This window comes from Bradyrhizobium algeriense, from assembly GCF_003062295.1.
Classification (GTDB): Bacteria; Pseudomonadota; Alphaproteobacteria; order Rhizobiales; family Xanthobacteraceae; genus Bradyrhizobium; species Bradyrhizobium algeriense.
Genome location: NZ_PYCN01000012.1, coordinates 31,228 through 56,525 on the forward strand (window position 1 = coordinate 31,228; position 25,298 = coordinate 56,525).

Annotated in this window: 22 protein-coding genes; 18 read left to right on the forward strand and 4 right to left on the reverse strand. The window is 63.5% G+C overall.

The genetic code is table 11. The annotated features are described in order from the left end of the window. Positions 1 to 29: 29 nt before the first annotated feature. The 3 genes from C7G61_RS22485 to C7G61_RS22495 all read left to right on the forward strand — a co-directional run bounded on the left by C7G61_RS22485 (position 30) and on the right by C7G61_RS22495 (position 3,044). Positions 30 to 605, forward strand: a complete 576-nt coding sequence (locus tag C7G61_RS22485; protein WP_108518820.1) for a GNAT family N-acetyltransferase — start codon at positions 30 to 32, stop codon at positions 603 to 605. A 58-nt stretch (positions 606 to 663) separates the two neighbouring features. Further along, positions 664 to 1,455: a ribonuclease HII gene (locus C7G61_RS22490; protein WP_108518495.1), complete on the forward strand. Its 792-nt coding sequence runs from the start codon at positions 664 to 666 to the stop codon at positions 1,453 to 1,455. An 80-nt stretch (positions 1,456 to 1,535) separates the two neighbouring features. Further along, entirely contained in the window at positions 1,536 to 3,044 is a 1,509-nt protein-coding gene (locus tag C7G61_RS22495) for a glycosyltransferase family 39 protein (RefSeq protein ID WP_108518497.1), read from the forward strand. A gap of 48 nt (positions 3,045 to 3,092) precedes the next feature. Here the strand turns inward: C7G61_RS22495 and C7G61_RS22500 are convergent, their stop codons facing one another. Further along, the gene (locus C7G61_RS22500) at positions 3,093 to 3,929 is read right to left on the reverse strand and encodes a uracil-DNA glycosylase (RefSeq protein WP_108518822.1); all 837 of its coding nucleotides are present in this window, start codon (positions 3,927 to 3,929) and stop codon (positions 3,093 to 3,095) included. Positions 3,930 to 4,062: 133 nt separating this feature from the next. Here C7G61_RS22500 and C7G61_RS22505 point away from each other — a divergent pair, with 133 nt between their 5' ends. The 3 genes from C7G61_RS22505 to C7G61_RS22515 all read left to right on the forward strand — a co-directional run bounded on the left by C7G61_RS22505 (position 4,063) and on the right by C7G61_RS22515 (position 8,678). Then, positions 4,063 to 5,721, forward strand: a complete 1,659-nt coding sequence (locus C7G61_RS22505; protein WP_108518500.1) for an electron transfer flavoprotein-ubiquinone oxidoreductase — start codon at positions 4,063 to 4,065, stop codon at positions 5,719 to 5,721. Positions 5,722 to 5,984: 263 nt separating this feature from the next. Beyond that, positions 5,985 to 7,766 (forward strand): tetratricopeptide repeat protein, encoded by a 1,782-nt coding sequence (locus C7G61_RS22510; RefSeq protein ID WP_108518503.1) that lies wholly within the window; start codon positions 5,985 to 5,987, stop codon positions 7,764 to 7,766. A gap of 27 nt (positions 7,767 to 7,793) precedes the next feature. Next, the gene (locus tag C7G61_RS22515) at positions 7,794 to 8,678 is read left to right on the forward strand and encodes a 4-(cytidine 5'-diphospho)-2-C-methyl-D-erythritol kinase (protein ID WP_108518506.1); all 885 of its coding nucleotides are present in this window, start codon (positions 7,794 to 7,796) and stop codon (positions 8,676 to 8,678) included. 96 nt (positions 8,679 to 8,774) lie between these two features. On the opposite strand, the gene C7G61_RS22520 is transcribed toward C7G61_RS22515, so the two are convergent. Continuing rightward, positions 8,775 to 9,404 carry a LysE family translocator gene (locus C7G61_RS22520; protein ID WP_108518508.1) on the reverse strand — a complete coding sequence of 210 codons (630 nt, stop codon included), beginning with the start codon at positions 9,402 to 9,404 and terminating at the stop codon, positions 8,775 to 8,777. A 105-nt stretch (positions 9,405 to 9,509) separates the two neighbouring features. Then, positions 9,510 to 10,517 carry a polyprenyl synthetase family protein gene (locus tag C7G61_RS22525; protein WP_108518510.1) on the reverse strand — a complete coding sequence of 336 codons (1,008 nt, stop codon included), beginning with the start codon at positions 10,515 to 10,517 and terminating at the stop codon, positions 9,510 to 9,512. Between the two features lie 133 nt (positions 10,518 to 10,650). Here C7G61_RS22525 and C7G61_RS22530 point away from each other — a divergent pair, with 133 nt between their 5' ends. The 7 genes from C7G61_RS22530 to C7G61_RS22560 all read left to right on the forward strand — a co-directional run bounded on the left by C7G61_RS22530 (position 10,651) and on the right by C7G61_RS22560 (position 16,877). Then, positions 10,651 to 10,878: a putative signal transducing protein gene (locus tag C7G61_RS22530; protein ID WP_108518513.1), complete on the forward strand. Its 228-nt coding sequence runs from the start codon at positions 10,651 to 10,653 to the stop codon at positions 10,876 to 10,878. Further along, positions 10,871 to 11,638 (forward strand): tRNA1(Val) (adenine(37)-N6)-methyltransferase, encoded by a 768-nt coding sequence (locus C7G61_RS22535; RefSeq protein ID WP_108518516.1) that lies wholly within the window; start codon positions 10,871 to 10,873, stop codon positions 11,636 to 11,638. The genes C7G61_RS22530 and C7G61_RS22535 overlap by 8 nt, the downstream gene beginning before the upstream one ends. A 242-nt stretch (positions 11,639 to 11,880) precedes the next feature. Further along, on the forward strand, positions 11,881 to 12,792 hold the full coding sequence (locus C7G61_RS22540) for a S49 family peptidase (protein WP_108518518.1): 912 nt from the start codon (positions 11,881 to 11,883) through the stop codon (positions 12,790 to 12,792). 120 nt (positions 12,793 to 12,912) lie between these two features. Further along, complete coding sequence (locus C7G61_RS22545; RefSeq protein WP_108518521.1) at positions 12,913 to 13,104, forward strand: hypothetical protein; 192 nt, start codon at positions 12,913 to 12,915, stop codon at positions 13,102 to 13,104. 120 nt (positions 13,105 to 13,224) lie between these two features. Beyond that, positions 13,225 to 14,172: a glycine--tRNA ligase subunit alpha gene (locus C7G61_RS22550; protein WP_108518523.1), complete on the forward strand. Its 948-nt coding sequence runs from the start codon at positions 13,225 to 13,227 to the stop codon at positions 14,170 to 14,172. Next, positions 14,172 to 16,271, forward strand: coding sequence for a glycine--tRNA ligase subunit beta (gene glyS / locus C7G61_RS22555; RefSeq protein WP_108518525.1), 2,100 nt, complete (start codon positions 14,172 to 14,174; stop codon positions 16,269 to 16,271). Before C7G61_RS22550 ends, glyS begins: the two co-directional genes overlap by 1 nt. Before the next feature lie 3 nt (positions 16,272 to 16,274). Further along, positions 16,275 to 16,877 (forward strand): class I SAM-dependent methyltransferase, encoded by a 603-nt coding sequence (locus tag C7G61_RS22560; RefSeq protein WP_108518527.1) that lies wholly within the window; start codon positions 16,275 to 16,277, stop codon positions 16,875 to 16,877. 119 nt (positions 16,878 to 16,996) lie between these two features. Here the strand turns inward: C7G61_RS22560 and C7G61_RS22565 are convergent, their stop codons facing one another. Continuing rightward, positions 16,997 to 17,359 (reverse strand): DUF1236 domain-containing protein, encoded by a 363-nt coding sequence (locus C7G61_RS22565; RefSeq protein WP_108518824.1) that lies wholly within the window; start codon positions 17,357 to 17,359, stop codon positions 16,997 to 16,999. Positions 17,360 to 17,594: 235 nt separating this feature from the next. Between C7G61_RS22565 and C7G61_RS22570 the strand changes: the two genes are divergently transcribed. The 5 genes from C7G61_RS22570 (at position 17,595) to acuI (ending at position 25,242) form a co-directional block, all read left to right on the forward strand. Further along, positions 17,595 to 17,750, forward strand: a complete 156-nt coding sequence (locus C7G61_RS22570; protein WP_082649707.1) for a DUF3096 domain-containing protein — start codon at positions 17,595 to 17,597, stop codon at positions 17,748 to 17,750. 190 nt (positions 17,751 to 17,940) lie between these two features. Then, positions 17,941 to 20,811, forward strand: a complete 2,871-nt coding sequence (gene ppdK / locus C7G61_RS22575; RefSeq protein ID WP_190241924.1) for a pyruvate, phosphate dikinase — start codon at positions 17,941 to 17,943, stop codon at positions 20,809 to 20,811. Between the two features lie 415 nt (positions 20,812 to 21,226). Continuing rightward, the gene (locus tag C7G61_RS22585; RefSeq protein WP_108518535.1) at positions 21,227 to 22,675 is read left to right on the forward strand and encodes a cell wall hydrolase; all 1,449 of its coding nucleotides are present in this window, start codon (positions 21,227 to 21,229) and stop codon (positions 22,673 to 22,675) included. 286 nt (positions 22,676 to 22,961) lie between these two features. After that, entirely contained in the window at positions 22,962 to 24,212 is a 1,251-nt protein-coding gene (locus tag C7G61_RS22590; protein ID WP_108518826.1) for an MFS transporter, read from the forward strand. 43 nt (positions 24,213 to 24,255) lie between these two features. Further along, entirely contained in the window at positions 24,256 to 25,242 is a 987-nt protein-coding gene (acuI, locus tag C7G61_RS22595) for an acrylyl-CoA reductase (NADPH) (RefSeq protein WP_108518538.1), read from the forward strand. The last annotated feature ends 56 nt before the right edge of the window (positions 25,243 to 25,298 follow it).

A 25,298-nucleotide genomic window follows, 5' to 3' on the forward strand; every position in this document is an offset into this window, starting at 1 on the left:
CTGCCGGCAAGTTGCGGTATTGCAGCTTGATGAACCAGAAGCCCGCACCGCTATCGGAACAGCAGCCGCTCGTCATCTTGACGACGCCGCGGCTAATTCTGCGCGCTGTGGTCGAAGACGACATATCGGTTCTGCACAGTCTGATCTTCGGTGACAGCGATGTGATGCGCTTTGCATTTTCCGGAGCGCCGATGGCAGGGGACGCCGCCGAAGATTTCATTCGGCGATTCTTCACCTTCGGCCGCAGCCTCACGGGGTTTGCGGTTCTGATGGAAAAGCCTGCGGGCGAAATCATCGGCTTTGCCGGCTTGGCCCGATGTGACGCGCTGGGAGCCGACGATTTTGAGATCGGGTTTGTCCTTGCGCGCCGGGCATGGGGCAAGGGGATCGCAACCGAAATCGGCGAGGCGCAGCTTGCCTTTGGGTTCGAGCAACTCAAATGCGGCAGATTGCTCGGGCTGGTCGATCCGAGAAATGCACCATCCATTCATGCGCTCGAGAAGCTCGGAATGCGCTATCAGGAGACGATTGCGGATCCCGAACGCGGAAGTCGGAGCGTTTATGTGATTGAGGCCACGGAGTGGCAACGGCGGCGCGCTGAATAACGGGAATTGTGCCGGGTTTCCGGTTGCGCCCGGGCGCGCGCTTTCGCACGATCCCGGCATGATTCGGGACAAGTCCGCCAAGAAAAACGCCAAAAAAACCGATAAGAAGGCCGGTATGGAAAAGGCCGAGGCGCCCAAGGGCGTGATCGCGGTCGCGCCGCCGAGCTTTCGCCGCGAAAGAGCGCTGATCAAGCGTGGCATCTGGCCGGTGGCCGGCTGCGACGAGGCCGGCCGCGGTCCGCTGGCAGGTCCGGTGGTGGCGGCCGCCGTTGTGCTCGACCCCAGGCGAATTCCCAAAGGGATCGACGATTCCAAGCGGCTGACCGCCGAGCGCCGCGAGGAACTGTTCGAGGAAATCTGCGCGACATCGTCCTTTGCGGTCGCCTTTGCCTCGCCGGCGCGGATCGATCGCGACAATATCCTGCGCGCCTCGCTCTGGGCGCTGGCGCGGGCCGTGCGCGCGCTGCCCGAAATGCCGCAGCATGTGTTTGTCGATGGCCGCGACAAGATCGACGTGCCCTGCGACTGCGATGCAGTAATCGGCGGCGATGGCATCGTCATGTCGATTGCAGCCGCCTCGATCATCGCCAAGGTAACGCGCGACCGCCTGATGTGCGCATTGGCGCTGGATTGCCCGGGCTACGGCTTCGAAACCCACAAGGGCTACGCCGTGCCGGAACATCGCGAGGCGCTGGACCGGTTAGGCCCGAGCATCCACCACCGCCGATTTTTCGCGCCGGTGATCGCCGCGCGGCTGAAACATTACCCCGAGACGGCCCAAGAGACGGTCGAACCCGATCTCTTTACCGTGGACGGAGAGATTACTTCCGAGATTTCAGTCACGATCTGAGGCCGGTTGCCTCGGCGGCTGCTGCGCTCTATCAAACGTCCTGGGGACAGGGCTGCTCGGCCCTGGCATTCGGACGTTTCATGCGCTTCACCTCGCTCGTTGTCGAACTGATCCGCGCCCGGCCGCGGCTGGTGGTCTGGATCGTGGTGCTGGCCCAGGCCGGACTTTGGCTGATCCTGCCGATGCTGCTCTACCGCAGTCCGCCTGGCGACCTTGCCACCGCGCTGGCCTTCGGACGGGAATACCAGGTCGGAACCTGGCTCGGTCCGCCGCTGGCGTTCTGGCTCGCCGACATCGCTTTCCGCGCCGCCGGCAACAACATGTTCGGTGTCTATCTGCTGGCGCAGGCCTGCGCCGTCGTCACCTTCTGGATCTATTATCAACTGGCCCGCGCGATCGTCGGCGGGCAGCAGGCGGTGCTCGCGGTACTGCTCTCGCTGACGGTGGTGGCGTTCAGCTCGCCCGGCGTCGAGTTCGGCCCGCTGGTGCTGGCGCGCCCGCTGTGGGCGCTGCTTTTGCTGCATTCCTGGCAATTGATCGGCCAGAACCGGCGCAATGCGTGGTTCGCCTGGTCGATCGAGGCCGGGCTGCTGCTGCTGACGACGTCGGCCGCGCCCGGGATGCTGCTGATGCTCGCCGGATTTGCCGTTGCCACCGTGCGGGGGCGGCGCGTGCTGATGTCGCTCGACCCGCTCTATGCGCTGCTCGTGATCGTCGTCCTGGTGTTGCCCTATCTGATCTGGCTGCTCCGCGCCGACGCACTCGCCATGCCGCAATGGCCCGCGATCTCCGATCTCGGCGCGCGCATCCTGCAATGGGGTGAGCTGCTCATCGGCCTGGCGCTGGCGATGTCCGCCATCGTGCTGCTGGCAATCCTCAATTCCGGCTGGTTCGCCCGCAATGCCGGGGAAGCGCCGATCATCTACCGGCCACCGGTCGATCCGCTGGCGCGCGACTTCGTCTATTTCTTCGCCATCGCCCCAGCGCTGCTCGGAAGTTTCCTGGCCGGGCTGTTCAATTTCGACCACGTCGTGGGCGGCGCGGGCGTTGCATTGCTAATGTCGGGGCTTGCCGTGATCGTGGCGACCGGCGATCTGATTCACCTGCGGCGTCAGCGCGTGTTGCGCGCGGTCTGGGCCGCGGCGGTCGCCGCTCCCGCCGTCGCGGTGATCGCGACCGCGTTTGTTCTGCCGTGGACCGGCGCTGCCGAAGTGCCGACCGCGTTGCCGGCGAAGGCGATTGCGCATTTCTTCGGCGACAATTTCGAACGGCGAACCAACCAGAGGCTGCGTGCGGTAGCCGGCGATCCACAGCTGGCGAGTTTCATCGCGATGAGCGCCGGGCGGCCACATCTGTTGCTCGACGCCACGCCGGAACGAACGCCGTGGCTGTCGGCCGCGAAATTCAACCAGACCGGCGGCGTCGTGGTCTGGCGCGCCTCCGACACCTCAGGCACGCCGCCTCCCGAGATCGCGCAACGCTTTCCGGGCCTGGTGCCGGAAGTGCCGCGCGCTTTTGAATGGATGGTGAACGGCCGCCAGCCGCTGTTGCGCGTCGGCTGGGCCATCGTGCGGCCGAAAGCGCCGTAGTCGGTCCCTCGGCCCATCCTTCGAGACGCGCCCGCTTTTGCAGGCTCCTCAAGATGAGGGAGACACTGTCTGCTCAAGTGCCTTCGCAATGGCGCGCAGGTCCTGCCACGACATCCGCTTGTAGGAGGGCGACCGCAACAGGTAGGCCGGATGGAACGTCGCCATGGCGCGGATGGTGCGGGTGCCGGTGTCGTAGTCGAACCATTTTCCACGGGTCCTCATGATGCCCTCGCGGGTCGACAGCAGCGTTTGTGTCGAGGGATTGCCGAGCGTCACCAGCACGTCCGGGTTCACGAGCTCGATCTGCCGCTGGATGAACGGCAGGCAGATTTGCGTTTCCTGCGGCGTCGGCGTGCGGTTGCCGGGCGGCCGCCAGGGGATCACGTTGGCGATATAGGCCTTGCTGCGGTCGAGCCCGATCGCCGCGATCATCCGGTCGAGCAATTTGCCGGAACGCCCGACAAAGGGCAGGCCCTCGATGTCTTCGTCCCGCCCGGGCGCTTCGCCGACGAACATGATGCGGGCTTGCGGATTGCCGTCGGCAAACACCAGCCGCGTCGCGGTGTTTTTCAGCGCGCAGCCCTCGAAATTTTCCAGGAGCGTGCGCAGCGCTTCCAGCGTCGGCGCCGTTCGCGCCGCTTCGCGCGCGATGGCGATCGCCGCTTCCGGCGGGGGCGCTATTTCACTGCGCGGAACCGCCGGCGTCGCGGCGGGGGTTTCCCGCAACTGGCGGGGTGGCGCCGTCTCGCGGACCGGGACGGGGGCTATAGGGGCGTCGGGCTCGCTCAGCCGATCGACCGGCTCCTCCGTCAACGCGCAATCGACCCCGGCCTCCAGATAAAAGGCCAGCAATTGCCGAAGATTAGGCGCGGGTTCGGGGATCAAATCCATTATGCCAATCTAATATGGATCGAGCCGGCGTGAAACGCCTCGCATTGCATTTCCATGGTTGTCCTCCCCGCAAAAATCGGAAACAACGAGCCTTTAGAGCCGTTCTCAATCGGGCTGAGATCAGATCATGAGTGCAGAAGAACTTCCTCCCCGCGAATCCATGGAATTCGACGTCGTGATCGTCGGCGCCGGGCCGTCGGGCCTTGCCGCGGCGATCCGGCTGAAGCAACTCAATGCCGATCTCAGCATCGTCGTGGTGGAGAAGGGTTCCGAAGTCGGCGCGCATATCCTCTCAGGCGCCGTGATCGATCCGGTGTCCCTCGACAAACTGATCCCGGACTGGCGCGAGGATGCCGATTGTCCGCTGAAGACCCAAGTCAAGGACGATCGTTTCTACTGGACCACCGCAACCAGCGCGATCCGGCTGCCGAACTTCGCGATGCCGCCGCTGATGAATAACCATCACTGCTATATCGGCTCGCTCGGCGATGTCTGCCGCTGGCTGGGGCCGAAGGCGGAGGCGCTCGGCGTCGAAATCTATCCCGGCTTTGCCGCGGCCGAAGTGCTGTACGACGACAACGGCGCGGTGCGGGGTATCGCGACCGGCGACATGGGCATCGCCAGGGATGGCAGCCTCAAGGATTCTTTCACGCGCGGCATGGAACTGCTGGGCAAGTACACGCTGTTCGCCGAAGGTGCGCGCGGCAGCCTGAGCAAGCAGTTGATCGCGAAATACTCGCTCGACGCCAAGAGTGAGCCGTCGAAATTCGGCATCGGGTTGAAGGAAGTCTGGGAGATCGATCCCGCAAAACACCAGAAGGGCCTGATCCAGCATTCGTTCGGCTGGCCGCTCAACAATTCGACCGGCGGCGGCTCGTTCCTCTACCACTACGACGACAACAAGGTGGCGGTCGGATTCGTTGTGCATCTCAATTACGACGATCCGTATCTGTCGCCGTTCGACGAATTCCAGCGCTTCAAGACCCACCCTGCGATCCGTACCGTCTTCGAAGGCGGCAAGCGGCTTTCCTATGGCGCGCGCGCCATCACCGAGGGCGGCTATCAGTCGGTGCCGCGTCTGAGTTTCCCGGGTGGTGCGCTGATCGGCTGCGCCGCCGGCTTCGTCAACGTGCCGCGCATCAAGGGCGTGCACAATGCGATGGGCAGCGGCATGCTCGCTGCCGAACATGTCGCCGCAGCGCTTACCGCCGGGCGCGCCAACGACGAACTGGTTGAATATGAGAACGCCTGGCGGGATTCCGCCGTCGGCCGAGACCTGCACCGGGTTCGTAACGTCAAGCCGCTGTGGTCGAAGTTCGGCACCATCATCGGCGTCGCGCTCGGTGGCTTCGACATGTGGTGCAACACGCTGGGCTTCTCGCTGTTCGGAACCCAGTCGCACGCCAAGCCCGACCGCAAGACGCTGGATGCGGCGAAGGCGCACACCCCGATCGCCTATCCCAAGCCAGACGGCAAGTTGACTTTCGACAAGCTGTCGTCGGTGTTCCTCTCCAATACCAATCATGAAGAGGACCAGCCGATCCACCTCAAGGTCGCCGACATGAACCTGCAGAAGGCGTCAGAGCACGACGTCTTTGCCGGTCCGTCGAACCGCTATTGCCCGGCTGGCGTGTACGAATGGGTCGAGGAAGCCTCCGGCCCGCGCTTCCAGATCAACGCCCAGAACTGCGTCCACTGCAAAACCTGCGACGTGAAGGACCCGAACGGCAATATCACCTGGGTTCCGCCCGAGGGCGGCGGCGGGCCCAACTACCAGGGTATGTAGCGAGGCCGTAGACCACGATTGCGTGAGCTGGAGGAGGGTGATACCGCCTCCGGCCACGATACCGCCATAGTAAAAGCGTTTCCGGGTTGGGCTGGCTAAATCGAAGCCTCAAGGGCCTAATCTGCCAATCGATTCGCCAACCCGTATCCTTGCGGTTGAGGGCCAAAAGCGGCATTGTCGCTGCCCGAGATGCCGCCGCTTGGGTTTGCATTCGAGACCGATCGTAACGATCCCGCCATACATCCTGGAGCAAGGCGAACGTGATGCTTTCCACTCGTATGAATCGTTGGACCTTCGCCGCAATTACTCTCGCCGCACTGGCCGCACCGGCTGCGGTTTTGGCCCAGACGCCCGAACACACGGGCGATAACGCCGCGCAATTCCCGAGCAAGGCCGATCTGAAATCGCTGACGACGTCCGGCAGCTATCTGGCCGCGCGCCACGCCAGCGTCGAGCGCGACGCGGCTTCGGCCGCTGCGTTCTATCGCTCCGCGCTGCGCACCGATCCGAAGAACAACGAACTTTTGGACCGCGCCTTCATCTCCTCGCTGGCCGATGGCGACATCGATGAAGCGGTCAAGCTCGCCGATCGCATCCTGACGATGGACAAGGCGAACCGCGTCGCGCGGCTGGTGGTCGGCGTCCGCGACCTCAAGCAGAAGAAATATCCCGCCGCGCAGCTCAACATCAACCAGTCGATCCGCGGACCGATTACCGACCTGGTGGCGACGCTGCTGTCGGGATGGGCGAGCTACGGGGCGGGCGATGCCAAGGCGGCGGTTGCAGGTATCGACAAGCTGACCGGCCCCGAATGGTATCCGATCTTCAAGGATCTCCACACCGGGATGATCCTGGAAATATCGGGCAAGGACAAGGATGCCGGCACGCGGTTCGAGCGCGCCTACAAGCTCGACGATTCGATGCTGCGCGTGTCTGACGCCTATGCGCGCTGGTTGTCGCGCAACAAGGACGGCGCGGCGGCGGCCGGCATTTACGAGGCGTTCGACAAGAAGCTGCCGCGGCATCCGCTGGTGCAGGAAGGGCTGCGCGACACCCGGGCCGGCAAAAAGATGTCGCCGCTGGTCGATTCGGCGCAGGCCGGCGCAGCCGAGGCGCTGTACGGCATCGGCGCCACGCTGACCCGCCGCGGCGGCGAGGATCTGGCGCTGGTCTATCTGCAGCTTGCGCTCTACCTGCAGCCCAATCATCCGCTGGCTCTGCTGTCGCTCGCCGATCTCTATGAGTCCGTGAAGAAGCCCCAGATGGCGATCAAGGTCTACGAGCGCATGCCGGCCAGTTCGCCGCTCAAGCGCAATGCGCAGATCCAGCTTGCCACAAATCTCGACGCCGCCGACCGCAGCGAAGAGGCGATCAAGATCCTGAAGGGCGTCACTGGGGAAGCGCCGAAAGACATCGAGGCCATCATGGCGCTCGGCAACATCGAGCGCGGCCGAAAGAAATTCAACGATTGCGCCAACACCTATTCGCTGGCGATCGATGCGATGCCCGGGGTGACCGACAAGAACACCTGGGTCACCTATTATTATCGTGGTATTTGCGAGGAACGTTCCAAGCAGTGGAACAAGGCCGAGGTCGACATGCGCAAGGCGCTGGAGCTGCAGCCCGAGCAGCCGCATGTGCTGAACTATCTCGGCTATTCCTGGATCGATCAGGGCATCAACCTCGACGAAGGCATGAAGATGATCAGGCGCGCCGTCGATCAGCGCCCCGACGACGGCTACATCGTGGATTCGCTGGGCTGGGCGTTTTACCGGATCGGTAATTTTGAGGACGCGGTGAAGAATCTCGAGCGTGCGATCGATCTCAAGCCCGAGGATCCGACCATCAACGACCATCTTGGCGATGCCTATTGGCGCGTCGGGCGCACGCTGGAAGCCAAATTCCAGTGGGCCCATGCCCGCGACCTCAAGCCCGAGGCGGAGGAATTGCCGAAGATCGAGGCCAAGATCGCCAACGGTCTGCCCGAAGATACCTCTTCTGCGGCTTCCGCCGACAAGAAGAAAGAAGACGGCAGGGGCGGCTGAGGCAAGGACTTTGGGGGCTGTTCGGTAATGCCGGCATTGAGTGATGAGGCGCGCGCCAAGGTCAACCTGACCTTGCAGGTGAACGGCCGTCGTGCGGACGGCTTTCATGATCTCGAAAGCGTGGTGGCGTTCGCCGACTGCGCCGACCGGCTGACGCTGACGCCGGGTTCGAATCTGGAATTGACGATGTCCGGGCCGCTGGCGCTGGCCTGCGGCGAGACGTCGGACAATCTGGTGCTCAAGGCCGCGCGCCTGTTGGCCGAGCGCGTACCAAATATGAAGGCCGGCAGCTTCTCGCTCGACAAGGTCTTGCCGGTGGCGGCCGGAATCGGCGGAGGTTCGGCCGATGCCGCGGCGGCGTTGCGGCTGCTTTCGCAGTTGAATGGGCTCGCGCTCGACGATCCCCGCATCATCGAGGTCGCGGAACTGACCGGCGCCGACGTGCCGGTCTGCGTCAACTCATGTGGCTGCGTCATGACCGGCGTCGGCGAAACGCTGCAGCCGCTGAATTTGCCGAAAATGCCCTGCGTGATGGTCAATCCCGGCGTTCCCGTCGCGACCAAAGACGTCTTTGCCGCGCTGGGCCTGCGCAACGGCGAATTGCTGGTCGGCGCCACCGACGTGCTGCTGCAGGACCGCTGGCCCGACGATAACGCATCGCTCGAAGACTGGGTCGAAGCGCTCGCCGCCAGTTCGAACGATCTGGAAGCGCCGGCCATGCGCGTCCAGCCCGTGATCGGTGACGTCATCGCGGCGCTCAACGCGACCAACGGCGCCTGGCTGGCGCGAATGTCCGGATCGGGCGCCACCTGCTTTGCGATCTACGAGAACACCGCCGAAGCCGGCCGCGCGGCGGAGAAGATCCGGCGCGATCACCCCGGATGGTGGGTGCATGCAGGAACGTTGAGCTGAGATTCTCTTCGTAGGATGGGTAGAGCGAAGCGAAACCCATCAATTCAATTCATGCCATTGGCGACAATTGATGGGTTTCGCTGCGCTCTACCCATCCTACGAGTTGGGCCGCCGCGCCAGCGCCAGCGAAATGCCGAGGCCTGCGATGAACAGCCCCGAGCCCTGTCGCAATCGTTGAAGCAAATTCGGATTGCGCGTGAGACCGGCGCGCGCCGTGGCCGCCATCATCACTACGACGACATCGGCAAGCGTGTTGAGCGCCACCGAGATCAGGCCGAGCGCGATGAACTGGAGCGCAGGGTAGCCGCCGGCCGGGTCGAGGAATTGCGGAATGAAAGCCAGAAAGAAGGCCGCGGTCTTCGGGTTCATGGCTTCGACCAGCACGCCTTCCCGAAACACCCGTTCTGTACCGGCAGCGATGGCCTGTTGCGGCAGCAGATCGCGCGCCTCGCGAAACGTCTTGAGGCCAAGCCAGACCAGATAGATCGCGCCGGCAAATTTGAGCACAGTGAACAGTTCGGCGCTGGCCAGGATGATCGCCGAGACGCCAAGCGCGCCCGCGATCACATGCACGAGCCCGCCGAGCGCCGTTCCAAATGTCGAGGAGAAGCCGGCGCTTTTGCCGCCCGACAGCGTCCGTGCCGCGACGTAGAAGATTCCCGGACCAGGGACGACGGCGATGACAAGTGCGGCCAGGAGAAACAATGTGAAGTTGGTGCTGTTCAATGCGATCTCTCTTGTAGGATGGGTAGAGCGCAGCGAAACCCATCAATGGGCTGCCAACGGCGTGAATGATGGGTATCGCTTCGCTCCACCCATCCTGCGGACGTCTTAATGCGATCTTGCGAGACAGAACGCCACGACCTGCTCCAGCGCGGTCTTCATCGGTGAGGCCGGGAACAGCGCCAGCGCGTCGACGGCCATCGCGCCGTAATGTTGGGCGCGGCTGATCGTGTCTTCCAGCGCGCGGTGCTTGGTCATCAACCCGATGGCATGATCGAGGTCGCTGTCGCCGATCTCGCCGCGTTCCAGCGCCTTGACCCAGAACTTGCGCTCGCTGTCATTGCCGCGGCGGAACGCCAGCACCACCGGCAGCGTGATCTTTCCCTCGCGGAAATCGTCGCCGATGTTCTTGCCGAGTTTCGCGGCCTTGCCGCCATAGTCCAGTACGTCGTCGACGAGCTGGAACGCGATGCCGAGATTCATGCCGACCGAGCGGCACGCGGTCTGCTCGGCCTTCGGCCGGTTGGCGATCACGGGCCCGACCTCGCAAGCCGCGGCAAACAGTTCGGCGGTCTTGCCTCGGATGACGGCGAGGTATTCGTCCTCGGTGGTCGCAGTGTTCTTGGCGGCCGCAAGCTGCATCACTTCGCCTTCGGCGATGGTGGCGGCGGCGGAGGAAAGGATGTCCAGGGCGCGCAGCGAGCCGACCTCGACCATCATGCGAAAAGCCTGGCCGAGCAGGAAGTCGCCGACCAGCACGCTCGCCTCATTGCCCCACAGCATCCGCGCCGACAGCTTGCCGCGGCGCAGCTCGCTCTCGTCGACCACGTCATCATGCAACAGCGTCGCGGTGTGCATGAATTCGACGGAGGCCGCGAGCTTGATATGGCCGTCGCCGGAATAGCCGGTGAGGTTTGCCATCGCCAGCGTCAGCATCGGGCGGAGACGCTTGCCGCCCGACGAGATCAGGTGGTTGGCGACTTCCGGAATCATGGTGACTTCCGACCCCGTCCGCGACAGGATTGTGGCGTTGACCCGCTCCATGTCGGCGGCGACGAGCCCGACCAGCGCATCTATCGATGCGTTCGGGCTTTCGAAGGGTACAATAACCGCCACGCGGGTCTCCAATTTTGGCAAATTCGCACTATCCTTATTCTACAATAGAAAGTGCCGGCTAAGGCGGCAAGGGCACGTAGCGGTTGACAGACCCGGCGCCGCTGTCGCACCCGGGCGAAAAGGAGAGCGTCCCTTGCGGGAATTGGTCAGGACCAACGATATCGTGCTGGTTTCCGCAGTCGGCGCGCTGCTCGACGGCGCCAATATCCATCATCTGGTGCTGGATCAGAACATGAGCGTCATCGAGGGATCGCTCGGCATCCTGCCACGCCGCATCCTGGTTCACGAGGATGACAATCGCGCGGCCCGCCAGCTGCTGTCCGAGGCGGGCCTGGCTCACGAATTGCGCTCCGATGACTGACCCGGTCCTCGAACTCACCGAGGATGCGTTTCTCGGCGGGCAATTGCGTTTGATGCAACTAAAATCCGGACACCGCGCCGGTCACGATGCGGTGCTGCTGGCGGCGGCGACGCCAGCCCGTTCGGGCGACCGCGTCGCCGATCTCGGCGCCGGCGTCGGGGCCGCGGGCCTGGCGGTCGCCAGGCGCGTGACCGGCATCGATCTGGTCCTGGTCGAGATCGACGCCGCGCTGGCAGGGCTTGCGCGCGCCAATGCGGATGCCAATGCGATTCACGCTGACGTGATCGTGCTCGATGTGGAAGCCGATGCCACGGCTTTTGCCGCTGCCGGATTAGCGCCTGATAGCGTCGATGCGGTGCTGATGAACCCGCCCTTCAACGATCCCGCACGGCATCGCGTCTCGCCGGACACGGCGCGCGGGACCGCGCATATGGCGACCGCAACGACGCTCTCGAAATGGGTTCACGCGGCGCGGCGCATTCTCAAATCGAGGGGAGCGTTGGCGCTGATCTGGCGCGCCGATGGAATTGCCGAGGTGCTCTCGGCGCTCGATCACGGTTTCGGGAGCTTGCAGCTCCTGCCGGTTCACGGCGAGCCGCGGGCGCCTGCCAATCGCATCCTGGTTCGCGCCACCAAGGGCGGGCGGGCGCCGACGCAAATCCATCCCGCCCTGATGCTCAATGACGAGCAGGGCGCGCCCAATAAAAGAGTGCAGGAGATTCTGGCCGGGAAGGGGAGCTTGCCGCTCGCGTCCCCGTAACGGTAGCTCGCACGCCCAGTTTCCGGAACAGGACGCTATTGCGGAAGCGTCTCTGACTGTTGTTTGGGTGCCGATGTAAAGTGGATCGCGGCCAGAAGGCTGCCGATGAGCATTATCAGCAGGTAGATTTTCATGTCAGTCTCCGCTGCACCATTGCAGCTTTAACGTCTGCAATGCAAAAGGCGTTCCGGCCTTTGCAGTGACACTGGTGCGATAAAAAATGGTTAATTCGAGGTAACGGCATGAGTGAACAATTAAGTGATCGCGCGGGATTGCCGAACCTCATTGACAGGGTGAAGCAACTCATTCCGGCAAAATTCCGGCGCGACGTCCCGGTCGTTCCGGTTGTGCGCCTGTCGGGCGTGATCGGTGCGGTGACGCCGTTGCGGCCGGGGCTGACACTGGCGGGCATCGCCAAGACGCTGGAGCGCGCTTTCGCCACCAAACACGCCAAGGCGGTGGCGCTGGTGATCAATTCGCCCGGCGGTTCGCCGGTGCAATCGCGGCAGATCTATTTGCGGATCAGGCAGCTTGCCGCGGAAAAGAAACTGCCGGTGCTGGTGTTCGTCGAGGACGTCGCAGCCTCCGGCGGCTACATGATCGCCTGCGCCGGCGACGAGATATTCTGCGATCCGTCCTCGATCCTCGGCTCGATCGGCGTGGTCGGCGGCGGTTTCGGTTTTCAGGACCTGCTCAAGCGAATTGGCGTCGAGCGGCGGCTTTACACGGCAGGTGAGCACAAGGCGACACTGGATCCGTTCCTGCCCGAAAATCCTGATGATGTCGCGCGCCTGAAGGCGCTTCAGCGCGAGATCCACGCCATCTTCATCGCGCTGGTCAAGGGGAGCCGCGGTGCGCGACTTAAGGGAACCGAGGACCTCCTGTTCACCGGCGAGTACTGGGCGGGCGAGAAGTCCGTGTCGTTGGGCATTGCGGACAAGATCGGCGATATCAGGTCGACGCTGCGCGAACGTTACGGCGAGAAGGTGCTGACGCCTGTCATTGCGCCCGCCAGCGGGATGCTGTCCGGGCTGTTGGGCCGCAGGTCGCCGGGGGCGGGTTCGCTGGCCGCATTCGACGGTATCGGGGGACTGCCCGATGACCTGATTTCGGCGCTCGAAACAAGGGCGATTTGGGCCAAATTCGGGTTCTAGAAATCAACTGCAGGTCATCGAGCCGCGCCATTTAGTCCCAAAAGCGGAATTGCGGCGCAGGCTGGCTTGGGCGACAATGCACCCATTGGGGGCTGACACGTGAACGACAAGGATCGACCGATGCCGCCGCTGATCGCATTCGCGGGTGCCCTGGGTGGGCTCGCCGTGGTCCGATGGGCCTACAAGACTGCCGTACGGATCAACAGGGAACTGGAAGACGCGCGCCTGGCCCGCGTCGCCGAGGCCGCCCAGACCGCCGACATTCCGACGCTGCGCCGCGACCCCGTCACCGGCGCTTATCGGCCGGGCTAGACAAGCCACACAAACCGCCAATTCGGCGATGCCGGACCTCCGGCATCGCCTTGATTCCCTGCCGCCGCGTCGATACGGTCCCGCGCTCTTAAACCCCCCTTCGCGAGACCGATTCTGCCGATGGACGCACTTCCTGCCCATATGCGCCCGGAACGTTCGTTCCAGGGCTTCATCCTCGCCCTGCAACGGTTCTGGGCAGAGCAGGGCTGCGTGATCCTGCAGCCCTACGACATGGAAATGGGCGCCGGCACGTTCCATCCCGCGACGACGTTGCGCGCGCTAGGGCCGAAGCGCTGGAACGCGGCCTATGTGCAGCCCTCCCGCCGACCCAAGGATGGCCGCTATGGCGAAAATCCCAACCGGCTGCAGCACTACTATCAGTTTCAGGTGATCATGAAGCCGTCGCCGCCGAACCTTCAGGACCTGTACCTGAAGTCGCTGGCTGCCATTGGCATCGATTCCAGCCTGCACGACATCCGCTTCGTCGAGGACGATTGGGAGAGCCCGACGCTCGGCGCGTGGGGACTGGGCTGGGAGTGCTGGTGCGACGGCATGGAAGTCAGCCAGTTCACCTACTTCCAGCAGGTCGCGGGCGTCGAATGCGCACCGGTCGCTGGCGAACTCACCTATGGGCTCGAGCGCTTGGCGATGTATGTGCAGGGCGTCGACCGCGTCTACGATCTCAATTTTAATGGCCGTGACGGCGCCGACAAGGTCACCTATGGCGACGTGTTCCTGCAGGCCGAGCAGGAATATTCGCGGCACAATTTCGAATATACCGACACCACGATGCTGTTCGAGCAGTTCAGGATGGCGGAAGACGCCTGCCGGAAATATCTCGCGGCGGGGTGGCAAGAAAACTTGAAGTCGGGCGGCAATCAGAAGGAACATCTGATGGCGCTGCCGGCCTATGATCAGTGCATCAAGGCGAGCCACGTTTTCAATCTCCTGGATGCGCGCGGCGTGATCTCGGTGACCGAGCGGCAGAGCTACATCATGCGCGTGCGCGAACTGGCAAAGGCCTGCGGCGAAGCCTGGGTTCACACCGAAGCGGGCAGGGCGGTCTGATGCCTGATCTTCTGCTGGAACTGTTCTCCGAAGAAATCCCCGCGCGCATGCAGGCGAAGGCGGCGGACGATCTGCGCCGCATGGTCACTGACAAGCTGGTAGCCGAAGGTCTCGTCTACGAAGGCGCAAAGGCGTTCGCGACGCCGCGGCGGCTGGCGCTGACCGTGCACGGCATCCCGGCGCGGCAATCCGATCTGAAGGAAGAACGCCGCGGCCCGCGCGTCGGCGGCGCCGATGCGGCGATCCAGGGATTCTTGAAGGCCACAGGTTTGGCCCGGATCGAAGACGCGAAGATCCAGACCGATCCGAAGAAGGGCGATTTCTACATCGCGCTGATCGAAAAGCCGGGACGCGCCACGCTCGACGTGCTCGCCGAGATTCTGCCGGTCATCGTCAGAACCTTCCCGTGGCCGAAATCGATGCGCTGGGGCGAACGTTCGGCCAAATCAGGCTCGCTCTCCTGGGTGCGGCCGCTGCATTCGATCATCGCGACCTTTGGTCCGGAGACCGAAGAGCCCGACGTGGTGAAGTTTTCCGTCGACGGCATCGAGGCCGGCCAGACCACGTTCGGTCACCGATTCATGGCGCCGGCTGCGATCTCCGTGCGCCGCTTCGAGGATTACGAAGCCAAGCTGAAGGCGGCGAAGGTCGTGCTCGACTCGCAGGCGCGCAAGGACATCATCCTCGCCGACGCCAAGCAATTGGCGTTCGCGCAAGGTTTTGAACTGGTCGAGGATCAGGTGCTGCTGGACGAGGTCGCGGGCCTCGTCGAATGGCCGGTCGCGCTGATGGGGTCGTTCGACGAGGAATTCTTGTCGATCCCGGGCGAGGTGATCCGCGCCACCATCCGCAACAACCAGAAATGCTTCGTCGTCAGCGATCCCAAGACGGGCAAGCTGACCAACAAGTTCATCCTCACCGCCAACATCGAAGCTACCGATGGCGGCAAGACCATCATCGGCGGCAACGAGCGCGTGATCCGCGCGCGGTTGTCGGACGCAAAGTTCTTCTACGAGACCGACCTGAAGACGAAGCTCGAAGCGCGCCTGCCGAAGTTCGAGCAGATCGTGTTTCATGAGAAGCTGGGCACGCAGGCGGAGCGGATCAAGCGGATCGAACGGCTGGCCGCCGAGATCGCGCCGCTGGTCGGCGCCGACGTCGAGAAGGCGAAGCGTGCGGCTCATCTGGCAAAAGCCGATTTGCTGACCGAGGTGGTTGGCGAATTCCCGGAGCTGCAGGGCTTGATGGGAAAATACTACGCGCAGGCGCAAGGCGAAGATGCCTCCGTCGCCGCCGCGAGCGAGGAGCATTACAAGCCGCAAGGCCCTGCCGATCGCGTTCCCACTGATCCGGTGAGCGTGGCGGTCGCGTTGGCCGACAAGATCGATACGCTGGTTGGTTTCTGGGCGATCGACGAGAAGCCGACGGGGAGCAAAGATCCGTATGCGTTGCGGCGCGCGGCGCTGGGTGTCATCAGGTTGATCGTCGAGAATGCGCTTCGGCTGCCGCTCTTGAACGTGGCGGAGTCGACCATGGTTGGCTTGCCGGCAAAGGGCGACGCTCAGAAACTTCCGGGAGATCTCCTTTCCTTCTTCGCCGACCGTCTGAAGGTCCAGCTCCGTGACCAGGGCGCACGTCACGATCTCGTGGATGCCGTGTTCTCGCTCGGCGGCCAGGACGATCTGCTGCTGGTGGTGCGCCGCGTCGAGGCGCTTGGAAAGTTCCTTGACACCGACGACGGCAAGAACCTGCTTGCAGGGACCAAGCGTGCGAGTAACATCCTTGCGATCGAGGAGAAAAAGGACAAGCGCACGTTTGACGGCGCCCCGGATACCGGGCTTTACAATTTGCCTGAGGAAAAGGCGCTCGCCAGCGCGATCGATCAGGTCAAGGGCGAAGCCGGCTCCGCCGTTGCCAAGGAAGATTTCGCCAGCGCAATGAGCGCGATGGCCAAGTTGCGTCCGGCGGTCGATGCGTTCTTCGACAAGGTCAAGGTCAATGACGATGAACCCAAGGTGCGCGAGAACCGACTAAAGCTCCTGAACGAGGTCCGCGCGGCGACCCGCGCGGTTGCGGATTTTTCGAAGATCGAAGGCTAGATCATGGACCGTCAGACGCTCGCCGCTTACGAACTGGATGCGGCGGCGTTCGCGAAGGACTGGCTCGCTCAGCCGGCGCCCGTCGACCTGCAGGAGGTCGTCGAGCGGTTTTTCGTGCGCGGCGGCACTTCGGCCGATATCGGCTGCGGCTGCGGCCGCGAAGTCGCCTGGCTCCACGCAAACGGTTTTTCGGCCGTGGGCTTCGATCCTTCCGAAGGGCTGCTCAACGAGGCGCGCCGGCGATATCCCTCGTTCAAGTTCGCGCATGCCGAATTGCCCGAGCTGCGCGGTGTAGGCACCTTCGATAACGTCCTGTGCGAAACCGTGATCATGCATCTCGACCGCAAGCAGATAGCGGCATCGGTTCGCCGTCTGCTCGATATCGTCAAGCCCAGCGGCATTCTCTATCTGAGCTGGCGCGTTACCGAGGGCGCCGATCAACGCGACGCGCAGGGACGGCTTTACGCGGCCTTCGATTCCGCTTTGGTGCTGGCGGAATTGAAGGCGACGACGGTGTTGCTGGATGAAGAGGCAGTCAGCGCCTCATCCGGAAAGAAGATTCATCGGCTCGTGGTGAAGAAGCCGGGGCTGGAAATTCGCGAGTAGCCCCGGGCCAAAGAAAACCCCGCCCGGAGGGGACACACCGGGCGGGGCTTTTTGTCCGGTCGTATCTCGCGCACATCCGCTTGCGCGGCGCCCGGACCAATCGTTCAGGCTACTGAAGGTCAATCGACCACCTGAACGATGCGGCGCGAACGCGGTTCGACCAGTATCGTCTGGCCGTTCACCACGGTGTAGCGATAGGGCGTCATGCCGAACGATTGCGGCACGTCGTAATAGGTCACGCCGGCTTCCGGCAGCACGGCGCCAACCGTCACGCGCTCCGAAATCGTGTAGTTCGGCACGCGCTCACGCACGATGTATTCGCGGAAGGCCGGCCGCTGGTCGGCAGTGATGCCTTCGTGTTCGCCGATGACGACCGTGCTGCTTCCGGCGGTGCCGGTGGTGATCGTGCTTTGCGCCTGAGCCGCGATCGGGGCAGCCATCGCACCGGTGATCGCCGCAATGGCAAGTAGTCTGTTCCGCATGGTCAACTCCTTCGCGAGAAGAAAGGCGCCGGCTTTCGCCAGCACTCACATGCGGGCCAATTCATCGCGCGCGGCATTGTTCCGGCAAAACCGCGGCCTCATACGCGGCATTTCTGGGGAATTGTTGCGGAGCCTGGAACCCTTTGAAGTCGTGAGCGTCTTGCTATTCCGAAACCGCGCCAGCGGTTAAGTTGCGGCCCTCGATTCGATTCCCACCCATCAGCCGGAGATTTCAATGACCATCACTGCTGCGCACATTTCCCCGATCGTCGCGCTGATTGCGGGAGTCTTGATTCTGATTATGCCGCGGTTCCTGAATTTCATCGTCGCCATCTACTTGATCGTAGTCGGTTTGGCCGGTCTCGGCGTGTTCAAGATGCTTCGGTTCTAGCGTTTCGGTTCTGATTGAATCAGAACCGAAACTCTAGATTCCTGTTTGACGCGTTTTCTTCACGCGAACCGGTATCCACTTTGCTCGAAAACGCTATACCGCAGGAAAGCAGGGTTTCGCGGCTTGCGCGGAACCCTTCAAAGTGGTGTAAGGCGCGCAATCTTCTCACCTTTTCGGATAGTTGGAATCCATGGCCAAAGCCGTCGCGAAGTCCAAGAAGGCTGCAGTGAAATCTGTAGCGAAATCAAAGCCATCGGCCCGATCCAAGGCCGCTGTGGCCCCTTCCGCCCGCAAGGCGCTGAAGAAGGCCCCGGCCAAGCCGGCCGCCAAGGTCGCGGCCAAGAAGGCCGCAGTCCGCAAGCCGGCCGCTGTGGCGGTAAAATCCGGCAAGTGGGTCTATACCTTCGGGGACGGCAAGGCGGAGGGCAAAGCGGGCCTGCGCGACCTGCTGGGCGGCAAGGGCGCCAATCTCGCCGAAATGGCCAATCTCGGCCTGCCGGTGCCTCCGGGCTTCACCATTCCGACCTCGGTCTGCACCTATTTCTACGCCCACGACAAATCCTATCCCGCCGCGCTGAAGGCGCAGGTCGAGAAGGCGCTCGATCATGTCGGCAAACTGACCGGCAAGTCGTTCGGCGATCCGAAGAATCCGCTTCTGGTCTCGGTCCGCTCCGGCGGCCGCGCCTCGATGCCGGGCATGATGGATACCGTGCTCAATCTCGGCCTCAACGACAAGACGGTTGAAGCGCTCGCCGACCTCTCCGGCGATCGCCGCTTTGCCTATGACAGCTATCGCCGCTTCATCACGATGTATTCGGACGTGGTGCTCGGCTTCGAGCATCATCACTTCGAGGACATCCTCGACACCTTCAAGGATGGCCAGGGCTATACGCTCGACACTGATCTCTCCGGCGACGACTGGGTCGAACTGGTCGGCAAGTACAAGGAAGCCGTGGCGCGCGAGACCGGCAAGGATTTCCCGCAGGATCCGCACGAGCAATTGTGGGGCGCGATCGGCGCGGTGTTCTCGTCCTGGATGAATACGCGTGCGGTGACTTACCGCCGCCTGCACGACATCCCGGAATCCTGGGGCACCGCCGTCAACGTCCAGGCCATGGTGTTCGGCAATATGGGCGAGACGTCCGCGACCGGTGTAGCGTTCACCCGCAATCCCTCCACCGGCGAGAGCAAGCTCTACGGCGAGTTCCTGATCAACGCGCAGGGTGAGGACGTGGTGGCGGGCATTCGCACGCCGCAGGACATCACCGAGGAAGCGCGCCAGGAATCCGGCTCCGACAAGCCGTCGATGGAAAGCGCGATGCCGGAAGCCTTCAAGGAGCTGACGCGGTTCTACACGCTGCTCGAAAAGCACTACCGCGACATGCAGGACATGGAGTTCACGGTCGAGCAGGGCAAGTTGTGGATGCTGCAGACCCGCGGCGGCAAGCGCACGGCGAAAGCCGCGCTGCGCATCGCGGTCGAGCTCGCCAATGAAGGCCTGATCTCGAAAAAGGACGCGGTGATGCGGATCGATCCGGCTTCGCTGGATCAATTGCTGCATCCGACCATCGATCCCGCGGCCAAGCGCGACGTGATCGCGACCGGCCTGCCGGCCTCGCCCGGCGCCGCATCGGGCGAGATCGTGTTCTCGTCCGACGAAGCCGCAAAACTTCAGGCCGACGGCCGCAACGTCATTCTGGTGCGCGTCGAAACCAGCCCGGAAGACATTCACGGCATGCACGCCGCTGAAGGCATTCTCACCACCCGCGGCGGCATGACCTCGCACGCCGCCGTGGTCGCGCGCGGCATGGGCAAGCCCTGCGTCTCCGGCTGCGGCGCCATTCGCGTCGATTACGGGCGGGGCACCATGAGCATCGGCTCGCGCACCTTCAAGACCGGCGACGTCATCACCATCGACGGTTCGCTCGGCCAGGTGCTGGCCGGCCGCATGCCGATGATCGAGCCGAAACTGTCGGGCGAATTCGGCACGCTGATGGGCTGGGCCGATCAGGTTCGCAAGCTCGGCGTTCGCGTCAACGCCGACACGCCGGAAGATGCGCGCACCGCCATCAAGTTTGGCGGCGAGGGCATCGGGCTGTGCCGCACCGAGCACATGTTCTTCGAGGAAACTCGCATCCGCACCGTGCGCGAGATGATCCTTTCCGAGGACGAACAGTCGCGCCGCGCGGCGCTGTCAAAACTGCTGCCGATGCAGCGCGCCGATTTCGTCGAGCTGTTCGAGATCATGAAGGGCCTGCCGGTCACGATCCGCCTGCTCGATCCGCCGCTGCACGAGTTCCTGCCGCACACTCAGGCCGAGATCGAGGAAGTCGCGCGCGCGATGAACACTGATCCGCGCCGGCTCGCCGATCGTGCCCGCGATCTCGCCGAGTTCAATCCGATGCTGGGCTTCCGCGGCTGCCGCCTTGCGATTGCCTACCCGGAAATCGCGGAGATGCAGGCGCGTGCGATCTTCGAAGCGGCGGTCGAAGCCGAGAAGCGCACCACCAAGGCCGTCGGCCTCGAGGTGATGGTGCCGCTGATCGCGACCAAGGCCGAGTTCGACCTGGTCAAGGCGCGGATCGACGCGATGGCGCAGTCGGTGATGAAGGAGACCGGCAAGAAGCTCGCCTATCAAGTCGGCACCATGATCGAGCTTCCGCGCGCGTGCCTGATGGCCGGCGACGTGGCGCAGACCGCGGAGTTCTTCTCGTTCGGCACCAACGACCTGACCCAGACCACCTACGGCATCAGCCGCGACGACGCCGCAAGCTTCCTCGGCACCTATGTCAGCAAGGGGATTTTGGAAATCGATCCGTTCATCTCGGTCGATCGCGATGGCGTCGGCGAACTGGTGAAGATCGGCGTCACCCGCGGCCGGAAGGTCCGGCCCGGTCTCAAGGTCGGCATTTGCGGCGAGCATGGCGGCGATCCTGCCTCGGTGGCGTTCTGCCACGAGATCGGGCTCGACTACGTGTCGTGCTCACCCTATCGCGTGCCGATTGCGCGCCTCGCCGCCGCGCAGGCCGCGCTCGGCAAGACGGTCGCGAGCCAGGCGTAGTTTAAACGCTCGCTATCAACGGATACGACGTCATGCCCGGGCAGAAGCGCGTCTTCGCGCTAGATGTCCCGGGCATTCGCGTTTTGGCGCACGCGTGAAAGCCGTCATTGCGATTGACTGCTTTCAGCATGATAGCGTGAATTGGAACTCGCGCGTCGCGACGTGGGCGAGCGTGGTGCGTACGTGCGCAAAAATTTTCTTCATCATCTTCGTTGACGGGATATTTACCACTTTCATCGCGCGTCTGTTTACCAACACTTCTCATGCGGTCCGCGAAAATCCCGCGATGCCTTGCGTGTAGCACGCAGGCCACGCCGATTAACTCCCCGGCAACCTAAATTCGATACCAACAAATAAGGTCGAATTGCACGGATGTACTGACGTTCGATCGTGTAAGTGTTGCGTGAGCGTATCGATGTTTGTGTTGCGTAGCCAGCCGAAGGGCGCGCGGTTCGCGTCCTTCGGCCTCGGTCTCTGCGTCTTCGCTTTGATGCCGACCGAGATCGGATATCAGGATATTGCTTCGCTGCTGGCGCGCCAGCCCGGCGTCGCCGAGCGCTGGCAGAAGCGGGTGTTCTCCTCCGCCGGCACCATACAGGTCGCAACCTTCTCTTTCGGCCGTCCGATCGGAACCTCCTCGCCGCAAACCGCGACCTACCGGCTGGCGAGCCTCGACAATCAAGGCATCGACATCGCGGGATCCGTGACGCGCAATCCGCTGGTCGCGCCGCCGCCGCGTTATCACGCCGCCGATTTCCCCAAGGTCGATCGCACGCTGAAAGGCGATCGCCTCGTCGTGACGCCGCCGCCTGCTGAAACCGCAAGCCCCGCCGGGCGCGCGCCGGCGACCGAGGACCCCGCGACATCGAATACATCGGTCAAGGGCGCCAAGACCGCCGAGACGGCGCCATCCGTCGAGCGCGCGGCGCTCGATCCGGAGCTGCAGGCCGCGCTGCGCGCGCCGCCGCTGGCGCAATACGACATGTCGCTGTCGCTCGAAACCAGGCCTCAGGACGATCTCAAGACTGTTCCGGAAAAGCGCGAGGCCGCGCGCACGTCCGCGCCGCGCGACGGCTTCTCGTTCAAGACTTCGAGCCTGTTCTTTGGTTCGTCGCTCGGCTCGCCGGAGAGCATCGAGCGCTGGCGACCTGGCGAAGAGCCCGTCATCGTGATGCCGGGCGCTGTTCCCGATCCCGACATGAAAGTGATGGCCTCGCTGCCGGTCGATGCCGATGGTCCGGTGCGGGCCGGCGAGATGGGCGAGAGCGTTGCCCCGAAGGGCGAAGTCAATTCCGACAACCAGCGCACCAAGACGCCCGCCGAACGCCTCGGCCTGTTCGACGACAAGTCGCGCGCCAAGTCGGAGAAGTGTTTGGCGGAAGCGGTCTATTTCGAAGCCCGCGGCGAAGCGGTACGGGGCCAGATCGCGGTGGCGCAGGTGGTGCTGAACCGCGCCTTCTCCGGCAAATATCCCGAAACCGTGTGCGGCGTGGTCTACCAGAACAAGCACCGCCATCTGGCCTGCCAGTTCACCTTCGCCTGCGACAACAACAAGGACGTCATTCGCGAGCCCGATATGTGGGAGCGCGCGCAGAAAATCGCGAAAGCGATGCTCGACGGCCAGCTCTGGTTGCCGGAAGTCGACAAGTCGACGCACTACCACGCCTATTGGGTGCGGCCGTCCTGGGCCAATGAAATGAAGAAGATGTACAAGACCGGCGTGCACACCTTCTACCGGCCGCGCGCCTGGGGCAACGGCAACGACGCGCCGAGCTGGGGAAGCCAGGCCGAAACCGCGGCAATCTCCGCCAAGCTCGCCGAAGCCGCACAGAGCTCCGCCGAGCAGGCGAGCGCGAAACGGTAGCTCTCGACGTCGTCCCTGCGAACGCAGGGACCCATAACCACCGGCGGTGGTTGTTGAACGAAGCCGGATGACGGGCACTTCCTCAAAGCGCGCGGCCGCGGCGTATGGGTCCCTGCTTTCGCAGGGACGACGTCTTGGTGGGCTACGAACTGAATTTGCTCTCATTGCACTCGCCGATTTTGCAGGGCTGCCCTGCAGTGAGAATTTTCTTGCGGCTCCCCTTGGGGTTTTCATGCAAATGCATTAAGTCATGCCGGCGCATTGGTTCGGCCCGCAGGAAATTCATATGTCAGCAACGACCGGCGATCTTCGTCCATCCTCCGGCCTTGGCACCTGGCGGACGCCGCTGGTGATCATCATTTGCGGATGCTTGATCGCGCTGCTGAGTTTTGGGCCGCGCTCGAGCCTTGGATTTTTCGTCCAGCCGATGAGCCGCGAGTTCACCTGGGGGCGCGACGTCTTCGGCCTCGCGCTGGCGCTGCAGAACCTGTTGTGGGGCCTGGGCCAGCCGATCGCGGGCGCCATCGCCGATCGCTTCGGTGTCCTGCGTGTGATGATCGTCGGTGCGCTGCTCTATGCCGGCGGTCTGCTGCTGATGCGGTATTCGACGGCGCCGTTGTCGCTCGATCTTGGCGCCGGGGTCCTGATCGGCTTCGGACTATCAGGCTGTTCGTTCAACCTGGTGCTGTCGGCGTTCAGCAAGCTCTTGCCGCCCGAGAAGCGCGGCTTTGCGCTCGGTGCCGGCACCGCGGCCGGCTCGTTCGGACAATTCCTATTCGCGCCGTTCGGCGTCGCGATGATCGACAATTTCGGCTGGCAGGCGGCGCTGACGGTGTTCGCGCTCCTGATGCTCTTGATCGTGCCGCTGTCGCTGGCGATCGCGACGCCGCCTTCGACGTCATCGAACGAGCCTGTCGGGGACCAGCAATCGTTCAAGACTGCGCTGGCGGAGGCGTTCGGCCATCGCTCCTATGTTCTGTTGGTGCTCGGCTTCTTCACCTGCGGCTTCCAGCTCGCCTTCATCACCGTGCATCTGCCGGCCTATCTGGCCGATCGCGGGGTTGCTGCGTCGACCGGCGGCTGGGTGGTCGCGGCCATCGGCCTCTTCAACATCATCGGCTCGCTCAGCGTCGGCTGGCTGCAGAACAAATATCCGAAGCGCTATATTCTCTCGCTCATCTACTTCGCCCGCGCGCTGTCGATCATGGCGTTCATCTCGTTTCCGATCACCACCTTTTCGGCGATCGTATTCGGCGCCGCTACCGGCCTGACCTGGCTCTCGACGGTGCCGCCGACCTCGGCGCTGGTGGCGCTGATGTTCGGCACCCGCTGGTTTGCGACGCTGTATGGCTTTGCCTTCGTCAGCCATCAGGTCGGCGGTTTCCTCGGCGTCTGGCTCGGCGGCGTGGTGTTCGAGCAGTTCGGTTCCTATACGCCGATCTGGTGGCTCTCGATCTTCTTCGGCGTGCTGTCGGCGCTGATCAACCTGCCGATCGTCGAGCAGCCGGTCGCGCGCCCGGTTGCACAACCCGCCTGATGCGGTAAACACTCCTGACTGAGAAAAGTCCGGGGAGTTTGCCGTGGGAACGTTCAAGGCCATCAGGATCGACAAGGCGGAGAAGGGCACCACCGCCGCACTGACGCAGTTCGACGAAGCCGAGCTGATGGAAGGCGACGTCACGGTCGCGGTCGAGTGGTCGACGCTGAACTACAAGGATGGCCTGGCCGTCACCGGCAAGGCCCCTGTGGTGCGGCGCTTCCCGATGATCGCCGGCATCGATTTCGCAGGCACCGTCGAGCAATCCTCACATCCAGCGTGGAAGGCCGGCGACAAGGTCGTCTGCAATGGCTGGGGCATGGGCGAGACCCATCTCGGCGCCTATGCCGAGAAGGCGCGCGTCAAGGGCGACTGGCTGGTGCGGCTGCCCGACAACATTTCGACCCGCGACGCGATGGCGATCGGCACCGCCGGCTACACCGCGATGCTCTCGGTGCTGGCGCTGGAGAAGCATGGCCTGACGCCTGCGAGCGGCCCTGTCGTGGTGACGGGAGCTGCCGGCGGCGTCGGTTCGGTCGCCACCGCCGTGCTCTCGAAACTCGGCTACCACGTCATCGCATCCACCGGGCGCATGTCGGAGGCCGACTACCTGAAGGGCCTCGGTGCCGCCGAGGTGATCGACCGTGCCGAACTCGCAGGGCCCGCCAAGCCGCTGGCGAAGGAGCGCTGGGCAGGCGGCGTCGACAGCGTCGGCTCGACCACGCTCGCCAACCTGCTTTCGATGACGAAATATGGCGGCGCCATCGCCGCCTGCGGGCTTGCCGCCGGCATGGACCTGCCGTCTTCGGTCGCGCCTTTCATTTTACGCGGGGTGTGCCTTCTGGGCATCGATTCCGTGATGTGTCCGCTGCCCCAGCGCAAGCTTGCCTGGAACCGCCTTGCAAGCGATTTGGATAAGGGGAAACTTGCTGATATTACTCAGGAAATAGCCCTCGACCAGGTCATTGGAACCGGTGCGCAAATACTCGCCGGCCAGGTCCGCGGTCGAATCGTGGTAAAAATTCTCTAACGGCGTTCAGACTTTACCAACCAACCTGCTCCAATGTTGCCACTGTTGATATGGTA

What these genes read in the sequence shown, in the direction of transcription:
- C7G61_RS22585 (WP_108518535.1), top strand. Translation starts at nt 21,227, where the DNA reads ATGTTTGTGTTGCGTAGCCAGCCGAAGGGCGCGCGGTTCGCGTCCTTC.
- C7G61_RS22510 (WP_108518503.1), top strand. Translation starts at nt 5,985, where the DNA reads ATGCTTTCCACTCGTATGAATCGTTGGACCTTCGCCGCAATTACTCTC.
- C7G61_RS22570 (WP_082649707.1), top strand. Translation starts at nt 17,595, where the DNA reads ATGACCATCACTGCTGCGCACATTTCCCCGATCGTCGCGCTGATTGCG.
- C7G61_RS22535 (WP_108518516.1), top strand. Translation starts at nt 10,871, where the DNA reads ATGACTGACCCGGTCCTCGAACTCACCGAGGATGCGTTTCTCGGCGGG.
- C7G61_RS22540 (WP_108518518.1), top strand. Translation starts at nt 11,881, where the DNA reads ATGAGTGAACAATTAAGTGATCGCGCGGGATTGCCGAACCTCATTGAC.
- C7G61_RS22550 (WP_108518523.1), top strand. Translation starts at nt 13,225, where the DNA reads ATGGACGCACTTCCTGCCCATATGCGCCCGGAACGTTCGTTCCAGGGC.
- C7G61_RS22560 (WP_108518527.1), top strand. Translation starts at nt 16,275, where the DNA reads ATGGACCGTCAGACGCTCGCCGCTTACGAACTGGATGCGGCGGCGTTC.
- C7G61_RS22495 (WP_108518497.1), top strand. Translation starts at nt 1,536, where the DNA reads ATGCGCTTCACCTCGCTCGTTGTCGAACTGATCCGCGCCCGGCCGCGG.
- ppdK (WP_190241924.1), top strand. Translation starts at nt 17,941, where the DNA reads ATGGCCAAAGCCGTCGCGAAGTCCAAGAAGGCTGCAGTGAAATCTGTA.
- C7G61_RS22485 (WP_108518820.1), top strand. Translation starts at nt 30, where the DNA reads ATGAACCAGAAGCCCGCACCGCTATCGGAACAGCAGCCGCTCGTCATC.
- C7G61_RS22505 (WP_108518500.1), top strand. Translation starts at nt 4,063, where the DNA reads ATGAGTGCAGAAGAACTTCCTCCCCGCGAATCCATGGAATTCGACGTC.
- C7G61_RS22490 (WP_108518495.1), top strand. Translation starts at nt 664, where the DNA reads ATGATTCGGGACAAGTCCGCCAAGAAAAACGCCAAAAAAACCGATAAG.
- C7G61_RS22545 (WP_108518521.1), top strand. Translation starts at nt 12,913, where the DNA reads ATGCCGCCGCTGATCGCATTCGCGGGTGCCCTGGGTGGGCTCGCCGTG.
- C7G61_RS22590 (WP_108518826.1), top strand. Translation starts at nt 22,962, where the DNA reads ATGTCAGCAACGACCGGCGATCTTCGTCCATCCTCCGGCCTTGGCACC.
- glyS (WP_108518525.1), top strand. Translation starts at nt 14,172, where the DNA reads ATGCCTGATCTTCTGCTGGAACTGTTCTCCGAAGAAATCCCCGCGCGC.
- C7G61_RS22515 (WP_108518506.1), top strand. Translation starts at nt 7,794, where the DNA reads ATGCCGGCATTGAGTGATGAGGCGCGCGCCAAGGTCAACCTGACCTTG.
- C7G61_RS22565 (WP_108518824.1), bottom strand. Translation starts at nt 17,359, where the DNA reads ATGCGGAACAGACTACTTGCCATTGCGGCGATCACCGGTGCGATGGCT.